This window comes from Acinetobacter sp. V91_7 (assembly GCF_031799075.1).
Classification (GTDB): Bacteria; Pseudomonadota; Gammaproteobacteria; order Pseudomonadales; family Moraxellaceae; genus Acinetobacter; species Acinetobacter calcoaceticus.
The window spans coordinates 266,128-279,030 of sequence record NZ_JAVQNT010000031.1; the positions used below are offsets into that span (position 1 = coordinate 266,128).

Here is a 12,903-nt window from a genome sequence, read left to right on the forward strand (position 1 = left end):
TCCTGATTATGCAAATTCGGTCATATCACGTGAATATTGAGTAGCAATGTTTTGAGTTTTCGCTACATATTGTTTGAGGTAGATACTCGCGCGATATTTTTCCTCTCCATACAGTGCATATAAGTTATTTAAAGTTTGGAGCACATAAGCACCGCCCATTTGTGTCAACCACTGGTAAGGACCTTTAGGATAATTCACTCCATATTTCATGGCATTATCAATATCTTCCAGACTCGCAACACCATGTAAACTTGCTTCGCATGCTTCATTAATGAGTAAAGCGATGGTGCGTAAGGTTAACAGTGCTGGATGGTCCTTAATCCACATGACGCTCATGCCAAATTGCGCAAAGTAAGCTTCAATTTTAGCCAGATCACTTGCTTCACAGAGCTCGTTATGGCTGAGTACCACAGCCTCCGCCTGCTCAAAATCATGATGCCAATCCATCAAAACCACTTTACGGCTTAGGTAATGAATATTGGCTGACTCACCTTGGCTTAAACGTAAGTCGATATCATCAATTTGAAGAATATTGTCGTCGCTCGCAGATCCGCTTTTTAAACCCAAACGCGTTAGAAAAGCAGGTAGCTGAGACCAAGTCCCTTTTAGCTGAATATGGGCATCAACTGGTTTGGCGACCACAGCTTGAGGTTGAAATGTCTCGTACTGATTTTTTTCGTTATAACTATAAAAGCCCTGTTTTGACTTACGGCCCCAAGCACCTGCATCGACCAATTCTTTTTGAATAAGGCTTGGACGATAGCGTGGCTCGTAAAAGAACTCTTGATAAACGCTTTGCGTCACCGAAAAGTTAACATCTTGCCCAATGAGGTCGGTAAGTTCACATGGCCCCATCGCAAAACCGCCGCATTGCTTTAAAGCATAGTCTAGCTGGTCGTAGCTGGTAACTTGTTCTTGCAGTGCTCTAAAACCTTCTGCATAAAATGGACGTGCAATTCGGTTAACAATAAAACCGGGAGTCGACTTGGTGAGTACTGGAATTTTTTTCCAGCCGAGCATCAAGTTTTTTAAAGCCAAACATAAGCTGTTTGAGGTTTTTAAGCCTTGTACAATTTCAACCAGTTTCATGACTGGCGCAGGGTTAAAAAAGTGTAAACCCACCACGCGCTCAGGGTGAGCAATACCAGCCGAAATTGCAGTCACTGAAATTGAAGATGTGTTACTTGCAAAAATAGTTTGCGCACTACAAATTTCAGCGAGTTGTTTAAATAAAGACTGTTTAACTTCTTTTTTCTCAACGACCGCTTCAATGACCAAGTCAGTATCACGCAGCGCTTCAACTTGATTGACCACAGTTAAACGCGCTAAGGCTTCATCAGCTTGCTGTTGTGTGAGCTTGCTCTTTTCAACCAGCTTTTTAAATGTCTGCCCTAAGCCGTGAACGGCTTGTTGCGCTTTTTGAGCGTCCAGATCATATAAAACGGTCGAGTGTCCATTGACGATGGCTAACTGGACAATGCCGATGCCCATGGTGCCAGAACCAATGACGGCAATTCGGGCCCGAGATAAGTCTAAATCTGTCATGCTTAGCGCCCTTTAAAATTTGGTTCACGTTTATTCATAAAGGCTTGTACACCTTCACGATAATCTTCTGAACGACCAGCAATGCGTTGTAAGTCACGCTCTAATAGCACTTGCTCATCAAAGGTGTTGTTGCTTGACTGATGAATTGCTTTTTTAATGAGAGATAAACCAAAAGTAGGCTGTTTCGCTAAACGTTCAGCCAGTTCAGTGACTTTTGTTTTAAGCTCAGCGTCTTCAACGACATCCCAAATCATGCCCCATTCTTTTGCGGTTTCTGCAGGTAGCTTGTCGCCTAATAAGGTCAAACCCATCGCACGCGCATGGCCTACAGCACGTGGTAAAAACCATGTACCCGCAGAGTCTGGAACCAAACCTAAGCGGCAAAATGCTTGTACAAAATTTGCCGATTTGGCTGCAATCACCAAATCACATGCCAGTGCAATATTTGCTCCTGCACCTGCTGCTACACCATTTACGGCGCAAATCACAGGCTTTGGCATATTTACAATCGTTTTAATGAGCGGGTTATAGTAAGTTTCAATGGAATATCCTAAATCTGGAGCTTCAACATTTGGGTCAACTACACGGTCGCCTAAATCTTGCCCTGCACAAAAGCCACGGCCTTCGCCACTAATCACAACACAGCGAACATCTGGATTTTTGGTCCACTGGTTTAAAACCTCAGCCACTTCACGGTGCATATCAACGTTGAAGCTATTCAGTGCTTTTGGGCGGTTAAATGTTAAGTAGCCAACACCATTTTTTTCTTCAGCAATAATATTTTGATAGTCCATCACTCACCTCTAAACACTGGCTTTCTTTTCTCAAAGAAAGCATTAATCCCTTCGTTTCGATCTTTTGTAGCCGCCAGCCAGACAAAGTTTTGACGTTCAAACTTGAGTCCCTGACTTAAAGTCGTTTCATGAATACTTTTAATTGATTGTTTAATTACACGAATCGCTAAAGGCGCTTGTTTGGCAATTTTGGCTGCAAGTTGAACCGCATATTCAACAGTTAATTCAGTCGGCACCACTTGACTGCAAATGCCGTGTTGCTCTGCCTGTTTTGCCGAAATCATCTCACCTGTCATGGCCCAGCGCATGGTGAGTTGTTGCCCTACCAAGCGCGCTAAACGCTGTGTTCCACCTGCACCCGGCAACATTCCAAGGCCAATTTCAGGTAGTGCAAAACGGGCATTTTCACCGCAAACGACCATATCTGAATGCAAAACCAACTCAAACCCAGCACCTAAGGCATAGCCATTGACTGCGGTAATGAGCGGCTTACTAAATGCGTCAATTTTTTGCCAAAGCTTCGGGCGAATATCGAGTTGCAAAGACACGGCGTCCATTGCAGCTAATTCGCTAAGATCTGCTCCAGCCGCAAAACATTGAGCGTTACCCGTTAAAACCACCGCTTTGACTTGAGCATTGTGCTCAGCTTCTTCGAGTAATTCGCATAAACATTGCAATGTTGCATTGTTTAAAGCATTTCTTTTTTCTGGACGGTTTAGTGTTAATAACAAAACACCGTCAGTTGCTGTGCTGGCTTTAATCAACTCTTGCATGAGAGGCCTCTATTCATCAAAACTCAAACGAACATTTGGGCCTTTTGGTAAGGTCTGGCAACTGAGCACATAGCCTCTTTCGACTTCATCTTTTTCAAGGCTGTAGTTAAGAAACATATCGACTTCACCAGAAACAACTTTACAACGACAGGTCGCACACACCCCACCTTTACAGGCATACGGTAAATCAGCACCAGCACGTAAAGCCGCATCAAGAATACTTTCATCATCCTGAGCCACAGAAACAATCAGCTCACGACCATCTAAAATGATGTTTACTTTTTCTTCTTTGCGGTTTGCATCAGCTTCAGCGCTACGTTTACGAGCTTGCCCTGTATGGAAACGTTCAGTGTGAATTTTATCTGCTGCAATCCCATAATTTGGTAACGTGCTTTCTACAGCATTCATCATTTCGTCTGGACCACAGGCAAAAACATGGTCAAAACTTGTTTCAAGTACATCAAAATCAAAAAGCTGTTTTAGCTTTTCTGCATCAATGCGACCATTCATTAGTTCACTGTCGTTGAACTCACGAGAAAAAATATTGATGAGTTGAAAACGCTCTTTAAACTGATCTTTCAAATCCATAATTTGCTCGGCAAACATGGTTTGTTTCCATGAGCGATTGCCATAAAGCAACGTAAATTTAGCTTCATGCTGTTCAAATAGAACTTGCTTAACAATCGATAAAATTGGGGTAATACCACTGCCCGCAGCAACGCCTAAAAAGTTTTGTCCGCCAACCTTGGCTGCTTTTTGAAAAAACACGCCTTGTGGTGGCATTACTTCTAGCACATCGCCTACTTTCAAATGGTCATTTGCCCAGTTTGAAAATTGACCCTGATCAATTTTTTTAACCGCAATACTGATGTCTTCTTTACCTGCATAGCTACAAATTGAATAACAACGGCGGATTTCACCAGCGTCTGTTAAATGGCGAATTGTTAAATGTTGACCCGGTTGAAATTGAAATTGTTCTTGTTGTTCCGCTACAACGTCAAATGCAATACAAATTGCCTGATCGGTTTGAGGCGTAATACTTTTTACTTTTAATGGTACAAATTGGCTCATGGCTGATTTCCTTATCTAAAGACTTAAATACATTTGAAGTAATCAAAAGGCTCAAGACAGTCCTGACATTTATAAAGTGCTTTACAGGCGGTAGAACTAAACTCTGTTAACAGTCGGGTATGTCGGCTTTTGCAACGTGGACACTCGACACCATCAATCAAATGAACATGCGTACCACATTGATGTGCCAACCCCTCAGGTGGCGCAATGCCATAAACTTGCAATTTCTTTTTACCCGCCTCAGACATCCAGTCCGTGGTCCATGCTTCTGATAAATCGACCATCACTTTGACTGGGGTCAACGCTTCTGCGGTAAATGCCTCAACAATTTGTGCTTTCAACATATCTGTTGCTGGGCAACCGCTATATGTTGGCGTTAGACGAACTACAATTTCTTGTTGATCGTTAATGTCTACACCGCGAATCATGCCTAAATCCACAACAGATAAAACCGGAATTTCTGGGTCACTTACCGTTTGTAGAACATCCCAACATTGGTCGATGCAATGACGAATCATGTGCATGGCTCACCTCCTTGTCTTACCAGGTCATTCCTGGATAAGTTCTTTGAATACTTTGCATTTCAGCCAACAAATAACCTAAATGCTCAGTATGCAATCCTTGTTTCGCACCGCGGCGATAAGCACCGTCAACAGCAACTGTTAATTCAAAGCGCTTAAGCTCATCTGCAATGGTTTTGTCCCATTGTTCTTTTTCATTTGAAAAATCTGGAATCACGCCTTGAGCGACTAATGCTTGTTCGTCTGCATTAAGTTCAAATAACTCAGCGGTAAAACGCCATAAATTATTTAACCCATCTTGCACACGTTGGTGCGCTTCATCTGTGCTTAGACTTAACCGCTCCATCCAGCTTGTCGAAAAACGGATGTGATACTTCACTTCTTTTAAAGACTTCACGGCAAGCGCACTTAGTTCTGGAAGTGAGCTTTGGGTTAAAGCAGTAAATAAATGAAGATGGTAATGATCCATCAACCACTGGCGTACAATCGTTTGTGCAAAATCACCATTGGGTTGTTCGCATAACAATAAGTTTAGAAACTCACGTTCTGTACGGAAATACGCAAGTTGATCTTCATCACGTTGGTTTTCATCATATTGGCCTGCCAAAGTCAGAAAGTTTCTTGCCTGACCTAATAAGTCCAAACCGATATTTGCTAAAGCGATATCAACTTCAAGCTCAGGTGCATGTCCGCACCATTCAGCCAAACGCTGAGACAAAACCAGTTGACTATCGCCAATATGTAATAAGAATTTAGATAAAACTGAATGATTCATTTTCCAACCCCTTACATATGCTCAATGCCATCTGGAATATGGTAAAAAGTCGGATGACGATAAACCTTATCTAGAGCAGGATCGAAAAATTCAGCTTTTTCATCTGGCTGTGAAGACTTAATGAGTTCAGAACGAATCACCCAAATGCTAATTCCTTCATTACGACGTGTATAAACATCGCGTGCATGTTGAAGTGCGATTTCATCATCTGGTGCTCTTAAGCTACCTACATGACGGTGGCTTAAGCCTTGTTTGCTACGGACAAATACTTCGTAGAGCGACCAGTTGTTTTTATCTTCCATTTTGATTTCCTCAAATTTTTCCATAAATCTTGTTAAGCCACTTTGTTCGCTTCAAGCTGTTGCTTTTTCGCATAGACCACTGCTGCATCACGAACCCATTTGCCGTTTTCCCATGCTTTACGGCGTGCTTCGATACGCTCGTGATTACATGGTCCACGTCCAGCAATCACTTCATTAAATTCGTGCCAGTCGATCTCGCCAAACTCGTAGTGACCTGTTTCTTCATTAAGTTTTAAATCTGGATCTGGTACTTCCAAGCCAAGCTGCAACACTTGCGGTACGGTGTTATCGACAAACTTTTGACGTAACTCATCATTACCAAAGCGTTTGACTTTCCACGCCAGACTTTGTGCGCTATTTGGAGAATGCTCATCACTTGGGCCAAACATCATGAGTGCAGGCCACCAATAACGATTTACCGCATCTTGTGCCATTTGTTTTTGTTCTGGTGTACCGTTTGCCAAAGCCATCATCGCTTCAAAACCTTGACGTTGGTGGAAACTTTCTTCTTTACAAATACGTACCATTGCACGTGCATATGGCCCATATGAAGTACGGCAAAGTGCAACCTGATTTACAATCGCTGCCCCATCGACAAGCCAGCCAATCGCAGCGACATCTGCCCAAGTCAAAGTTGGATAGTTAAAGATTGATGAGTATTTCATTTTCCCATTAATCAATTTTTCCATCATGTCATCACGGTCAGCACCCAAAGTTTCTGCCGCGCTGTACAGATATAAACCATGCCCAGCTTCATCTTGTACTTTCGCCAACAAAACCGCTTTACGTTTTAAAGTTGGCGCACGAGTAATCCAGTTCCCTTCAGGCAACATACCTACAATTTCAGAATGGCCATGTTGCCCGATTTGACGAATCAATGTTTTGCGATAGGCATCGGGCATTTCATCCTTAGCCTCGATCGTAATGTCATTGGCAATATTTTGTTCAAATTTCTGGTAGTTGTTTTCCATTCTTTCATTCCCTGTAGGCATCACCCTTAAATCTATTTTTCGATACACTAAAAACAAAGTCAATCACTTTTTTAGTATCAAATTAAATCTACCCACCAAAATCACATTAAACAATTGAAATAAATAAATATTAATCAAATGTAAAAAACTTTTTTACTTTTAAAAATCAAAATAAAGTTGACTTTTAGACAAATTAATCTGAAATTATGAATCATATTTTTGCAATTTTTATAATTGATGTATCACATAAAAAGGAGTTTGGTCATGCTTGAACAAGCACACCTAGAAGGAACCACAACTGACACAGATTTTCAGCAGTCTGAGCATCAACTACCTCACCTTGCTTCTTATGTCTATGGAACATGGCATTCGACGGGCGAAGAACTACGTCCTGTTTACCATGCCATTACAGGTGAATCGATTTATGCTGTAAGTAGTCATGGCATTGATATGAAACGTGTTGTTCAATATGCCAAACAAAATGGTTCAGAACTGGCAAACTGGACGTTTCACCAACGTGCAAATGCATTAAAACAAATTGCCCAATATTTACTTGAACGCAAGGAAGAGTTCTACAAACTTGCTTATGCAACAGGTGCAACTCGTAAAGATGCATGGATTGATATTGAAGGTGGTATCCAGACCTTATTTGCTTATTCGAGTCTGGTTCGTCGTGAACTCAATGACGAAAAAATTATTACTGAAGATAGCTGGATTCAATTATCTAAAAATGGCACTTTCGGCGCTAAACACATTTTAAGCCCTAAAGCGGGCGTTGCCGTTCACATTAACGCTTTTAACTTCCCAATTTGGGGAATGCTTGAAAAGATTGCACCAACTCTACTTGCTGGCGTGCCTTGTATTGTTAAACCTGCAACCGATGGTTCTCAATTAACACAAGCTGTTGTAAAAGCCATTGAAGAAGCACATGTGTTACCAAAAGGCTCGCTACAATTGATTTGCGGTCAGACTTATGACCTGTTAGAGCATCTAGGCCCACAAGACTGCGTCACATTTACAGGTTCTGCCTACACAGGCCAAAAACTACGCAACCACCCTCACCTCAATAAATATTCAATTCCATTTAGTATGGAAGCTGACTCAGTAAACAGCGCAATTTTAAGTCCTCAAGCAAATAAAGAAACGATTGATTTGTTTGTGCGTGAAGTCTTCCGTGAAATGACGACAAAAGCAGGCCAAAAATGTACTGCGATTCGTCGTGCTTTCGTTCCTGAAAATTTGTTAGCGACTGTGCAAGAAAAGCTAACTGCCAAACTTGCTAAAGTTGTGGTAGGTGACCCTCAAAAAGAAGAAACTACAATGGGTGCTTTAGCGAGCATTAAACAAAAACATGACGTTGCAGAAAAAGTTGCTGAACTCAGCAAAGATGCAAAAATTGTTTTTGGTGGCAACGATAGCTTTACATTTAATGCAGATCATCCTGAAAAAGGTGCTTTTTTCGCTCCGACGTTATTGCTCTGCGAACAGCCTTTGCAAGCGACACATATTCATACGACAGAAGCTTTCGGTCCAGTATGTACACTCATGCCATATCAAAACATTGAGGAACTTGCCGATCTCGTTTCACGTGGTGAAGGTAGCTTAGTGGCTTCAGTTGTTAAAAATAATGATGAAAATATCGAACAGATTATTCAAAAAATTGCGCCTTGGCATGGACGTGTGCATGTACTCGATACAGAGTCAGCAAAAGAAAGTACAGGACATGGTTCTCCACTGCCTCATCTTGTACACGGCGGACCTGGTCGTGCAGGTGGAGGTGAAGAGTTAGGTGGTATTCGTGCTGTTAAACACTATATGCAGCGCACCGCAATTCAGGGTTCTCCAAATAGCTTGACACAAATTACCCACTCGTGGACTGCTGGTTCTAAGGTCAACGAAGACCGTGTACATCCATTTAAAAAATCTTTTGATGAGTTAGTGATTGGTGAACGTTTACTAACGGCGCGTCGCACCGTAAGTGAAGCAGATATTGTCAATTTTGCTGGTTTAAGTGGTGATTACTTCTATGCACATACCGACAAAATTGCAGCTGCCGAGTCTTTCTTTGGTGAACGCGTTGCGCACGGCTACTTTATTGTTTCTGCCGCAGCAGGTTTGTTTGTAGATGCAGCACAAGGCCCTGTTATCGCTAATTACGGTATGGACAACTTACGCTTTGTTGAACCAGTTAAAATCGGTGACTCTATTCAGGTTGAATTAACCTGTAAACAAAAAACGCCTAAGCCACAAAAAGACCCGTCTCAGCCTGCTCATGGGGTTGTGGTATGGGATATTAAAGTCAAAAACCAGCGTGGTGAACTTGTCGCAACCTACGACATTTTAACTTTAGTTGCTCGTGATTTATAAATAGAACTCAAACTGATGGATATTCAATTTATCCATCAGTTTTTTATCTTAAATAGAAGCTGAACGTACACAATAAGGAATAAGCGTCAAAAAACTATATGTGGCTGGCGCTTGTATTCCTGCATTATTAGACACAATATGAAATATTTAGATATAAAAAACATCCTAATCAAAATTAATAATTAAAAAATATTTATATTCAACACTCTTAATTAGCTATTTATTTTCTTACTCATTTTAGGAATCCTTTTTGTCAATCAGCCTCAATTTGTTAAGATAGCAACCGTGAAAAATTAAGTTAAGTTCTCACACACTGTTAACTCAATATTGACACTAAAAAAGGTACACTACAAAGGTATACTTTTTTCTTAGATTAAGTCAGATTTACACAGAAGTTGTTAGAATTGGTTCGATAACCAGACTTTCAAAGTTAACTTATTTATTATTGATTTTTTAAGGGTTTAATACGCATGAATAGCGCTGAAATCATGGCTGACTTATCTTCTCATACACCTATGATGCAGCAATATCTCAAAGTCAAAACGGACTATCAACATGCGTTGCTGTTTTACCGTATGGGTGACTTTTATGAGCTCTTCTTTGAAGATGCTCATTTAGCAGCCAAACTTTTAGGCATCACCTTAACCCATCGTGGTAAAGCGAGTGGGCGACCTATTCCAATGGCGGGTGTTCCCTATCACGCGGCAGAAGGTTATCTTGCACGTCTTGTCAAAGCTGGGCGCACTGTAGCCATTTGCGAACAAGTTGGAGAAGTGACAGGTAAAGGTCCGGTTGATCGTAAAGTTGTTCGTATTCTTACTCCAGGTACGTTAACTGATGATGCATTACTCAGCAGTTATCAATCATCTAACCTAGTCTCTTTATGCATCCATCAAAATCAGATTGGTTTTGCTTTACTCGACTTAAGTGCAGGCATTTTTAAAGTTCAACAACAAGATTACAAGCCAGAACAATTGCCTATCGAACTTGCACGTTTAATGCCAAGTGAAATTTTGATTGATGAAGACTTGGTCGACACGAATATTATCGAACAAATTAAAAAACACTTAGATTGTCCCGTTACCAAACGCCCGAATGTAGACTTCAATCAAAATAATGCACAAAAAACCTTATGTGATCAGTTTACGGTATCAACGCTTTCAGGTTTTGGTTTAGACCCATTGCCTTTAGCCAAAGCTGCTGCCGCTGCACTCATTCACTATGCAAAAGAAACACAAAAAACTGCATTACCGCATATTCGTTCAATTCAACTTGAACAAAGCACAGACTTTATTGCGCTTGACCCAATCACACGTCGTAACTTAGAAATTATTGAACCATTATTTGAACACGGCACGTCATTATTCCAACTGGTGAATGATTGCCAAACTGCAATGGGTGGCCGTTTATTAAGCCGCACACTCATGCAACCTGTTCGTGATACCGCATTACTCGATGCTCGTTTAGATGCCATTGAGCAATTAATTCAGGGATATCATGAAAGCCCAGTTCGTTTAGTCCTTAAAGAAATTGGTGATATTGAGCGTGTGCTTAGTCGTGTTGCACTGGGCAGTGCGCGACCACGCGATTTAGTGCAACTTCGTCATGCATGTGCACAAATTCCAGCATTAAGAACGGCATTAACTCCAGTCATTCAAGCGAAAAAATCCAAACTATTAGTTCAACTTGATCAAGAACTTGGTGATTTTAAAGCGCTTCATCAACATTTGATGGCAGCCATTGTTGAAAACCCACCTGTATTACTTCGTGATGGCAATGTAATTGCAGAAGGCTATGATGCTGATCTCGATGAATTACGCCAAATTCGCGATCACGCAGGTCAATTCCTCATTGATTTAGAAATTAAAGAGCGTGAACGTACTGGCATTAACACACTTAAAATCGGTTATAACCGTGTAAGTGGTTACTACATCGAACTCACTCGTGCTCAAGCAGAGCAAGCTCCAGCTGACTATATTCGTCGCCAGACTTTAAAAAATGCTGAACGCTACATTACGCCTGAGCTAAAAAGTTTTGAAGATAAAGTCCTGTCGAGTGAGTCGCGTGCATTAGCACGTGAAAAAGCATTATTCGAAGCTTTACTTGAAAACCTTCGTGAAAATATTGCTCATCTCCAAATGATGAGTTCAGCAATTGCTCAAATTGATGTGGTTGCTAACTTTGCTCATCAAGCACGCTTAAACAATTGGGCGCGTCCTGAATTTACCCCAGAAACGGGCATTAAAATTCAGGCAGGCCGTCACCCTGTAGTTGAAGCATTAAATAAAGCACCATTTACACCAAATGATACTTTTCTTGATAGTCAACATCGCATGGCAATCATTACCGGCCCAAACATGGGCGGTAAATCAACATTCATGCGTCAAACGGCATTAATTAGTTTATTGGCTTACTGCGGCAGTTATATTCCAGCCAAAGCAGCCAAACTCGGTCCAATCGATCGTATTTTCACTCGTATTGGTTCAGCCGACGATTTATCTACAGGCAAATCGACCTTTATGGTTGAAATGACAGAAACCTCTCAAATTCTGCATCATGCGACTAATCAATCGCTTGTTTTGATGGATGAAGTTGGCCGCGGAACCAGTACCTATGATGGCTTGTCTTTAGCATGGGCATGCGTGGTTGATTTAACCAAACGCGTCAAATGTTTATGTCTATTTGCCACGCATTATTTCGAGTTGACTGAACTTGGTGGTGAAGCAGGAATTGATAACTACCATGTCACGGCACAAGAGCTGAACGGTAACCTGATTTTATTGCATAAAGTTCAGCAAGGTCCTGCAAGTCAAAGTCATGGTTTACAGGTCGCAAAATTAGCGGGTATTCCTGCCAATGTGATTAAAGAAGCTCAAAAACGTTTACGTATTTTAGAGAAACAGCAGCAGCAACATCTACAAACAAGCTTTCAAAATGATTTGTTTGCGCCACCAGATGCGAACGCTGGTTCACAAATCATAGAGAAAGTTGTCGAAATAGAGGTTTCATCCCCTGCTCTAGATTTACTTAAACAAATTGAAGTCGATAACTTATCACCTCGTCAGGCGCTTGAGCAGCTCTACGAGTTAAAAGCTGCACTTAAATCCTAATAAATCACGTCTGAATAAGCAGGCTTAGGTCTGCTTATTCATCTCGGAGAATAATATTTATATGATTTTAAGATCTTTGCAAAGTTCAGAAATTGATCTTATTTGGCAGCAGATTAGCCGCCGTGAATTAATCACTCAAATGTATATTCAAAATCAACAACACTTAGAATTGGTTGATTGTTTTTTTGATGTCCAACATTGGGACCCATATCACTTAGAAAATGACCCACCCAAACTAAAACAACTTTATGAGCAAGGTGCTTTATTCATCGGTGCATTTGATGCTTCTGAAAAACTGGTTGGTGTGAGCGTAGTCTCAAATCAACTTATAGCGGATTACCCTCACGCGAAATTACTCCACTATTTCTATGTCGATGCAGACCAACAAGGTAAAGGCATTGGTGCCAAACTTATGCAAGCCGCAAAAGAGTCCGCCAACCAACTCAGTGCAAAACAACTGTATATTTCGGCGACCCCAAGTCGGCGCACTGTAGATTTCTATATCAAGCATGGCGCACAACCTCTAAGTGCTCCAGATCAACAACTTTGGCAGCTCGAACCTGAAGATATCCATTTGCTCTGTACCCTTTAGTTCTACAGATTTAAGTGTTTTTCAAAAAAAAAGCAGAAAATCAAAATTTGTAAAAGAAAAATGAGAAATTAAGGCATTTAAT

The 12,903-nt window shown here is 41.1% G+C and carries 11 protein-coding genes; 3 read left to right on the top strand and 8 right to left on the bottom strand.

The features are described 5' to 3' along the window. Positions 1-6: 6 nt before the first annotated feature. The 8 genes from RMB03_RS07745 to paaA are packed head-to-tail and all read right to left on the bottom strand — an operon-like array spanning position 7 to position 6,752. Positions 7-1,545, bottom strand: coding sequence for a 3-hydroxyacyl-CoA dehydrogenase (locus RMB03_RS07745; protein ID WP_311075135.1), 1,539 nt, complete (start codon positions 1,543-1,545; stop codon positions 7-9). 2 nt (positions 1,546-1,547) lie between these two features. Further along, positions 1,548-2,339, bottom strand: coding sequence for a 2-(1,2-epoxy-1,2-dihydrophenyl)acetyl-CoA isomerase PaaG (gene paaG, locus RMB03_RS07750; RefSeq protein WP_311075137.1), 792 nt, complete (start codon positions 2,337-2,339; stop codon positions 1,548-1,550). Next, positions 2,339-3,112, bottom strand: coding sequence for an enoyl-CoA hydratase-related protein (locus RMB03_RS07755; RefSeq protein ID WP_311075139.1), 774 nt, complete (start codon positions 3,110-3,112; stop codon positions 2,339-2,341). The genes paaG and RMB03_RS07755 overlap by 1 nt, the downstream gene beginning before the upstream one ends. Positions 3,113-3,121: 9 nt before the next feature. Continuing rightward, positions 3,122-4,183, bottom strand: coding sequence for a 1,2-phenylacetyl-CoA epoxidase subunit PaaE (gene paaE / locus RMB03_RS07760; protein WP_311075141.1), 1,062 nt, complete (start codon positions 4,181-4,183; stop codon positions 3,122-3,124). 23 nt (positions 4,184-4,206) lie between these two features. Then, positions 4,207-4,707: a 1,2-phenylacetyl-CoA epoxidase subunit PaaD gene (paaD, locus tag RMB03_RS07765; protein ID WP_005041603.1), complete on the bottom strand. Its 501-nt coding sequence runs from the start codon at positions 4,705-4,707 to the stop codon at positions 4,207-4,209. A gap of 16 nt (positions 4,708-4,723) precedes the next feature. Next, on the bottom strand, positions 4,724-5,479 hold the full coding sequence (paaC, locus tag RMB03_RS07770) for a 1,2-phenylacetyl-CoA epoxidase subunit PaaC (RefSeq protein WP_311075144.1): 756 nt from the start codon (positions 5,477-5,479) through the stop codon (positions 4,724-4,726). An 11-nt stretch (positions 5,480-5,490) separates the two neighbouring features. After that, the gene (gene paaB, locus RMB03_RS07775; RefSeq protein WP_004642197.1) at positions 5,491-5,781 is read right to left on the bottom strand and encodes a 1,2-phenylacetyl-CoA epoxidase subunit PaaB; all 291 of its coding nucleotides are present in this window, start codon (positions 5,779-5,781) and stop codon (positions 5,491-5,493) included. A 32-nt stretch (positions 5,782-5,813) separates the two neighbouring features. Next, positions 5,814-6,752, bottom strand: coding sequence for a 1,2-phenylacetyl-CoA epoxidase subunit PaaA (gene paaA / locus RMB03_RS07780; RefSeq protein ID WP_017389019.1), 939 nt, complete (start codon positions 6,750-6,752; stop codon positions 5,814-5,816). A gap of 264 nt (positions 6,753-7,016) precedes the next feature. Here paaA and paaZ point away from each other — a divergent pair, with 264 nt between their 5' ends. From paaZ to RMB03_RS07795, 3 genes are all read left to right on the top strand, one after another. Beyond that, complete coding sequence (paaZ, locus tag RMB03_RS07785) at positions 7,017-9,119, top strand: phenylacetic acid degradation bifunctional protein PaaZ (RefSeq protein WP_311075147.1); 2,103 nt, start codon at positions 7,017-7,019, stop codon at positions 9,117-9,119. A 470-nt stretch (positions 9,120-9,589) separates the two neighbouring features. Next, positions 9,590-12,229: a DNA mismatch repair protein MutS gene (gene mutS, locus RMB03_RS07790; RefSeq protein WP_003650856.1), complete on the top strand. Its 2,640-nt coding sequence runs from the start codon at positions 9,590-9,592 to the stop codon at positions 12,227-12,229. A gap of 61 nt (positions 12,230-12,290) precedes the next feature. Continuing rightward, positions 12,291-12,821, top strand: coding sequence for a GNAT family N-acetyltransferase (locus RMB03_RS07795; RefSeq protein WP_311075151.1), 531 nt, complete (start codon positions 12,291-12,293; stop codon positions 12,819-12,821). The last annotated feature ends 82 nt before the right edge of the window (positions 12,822-12,903 follow it).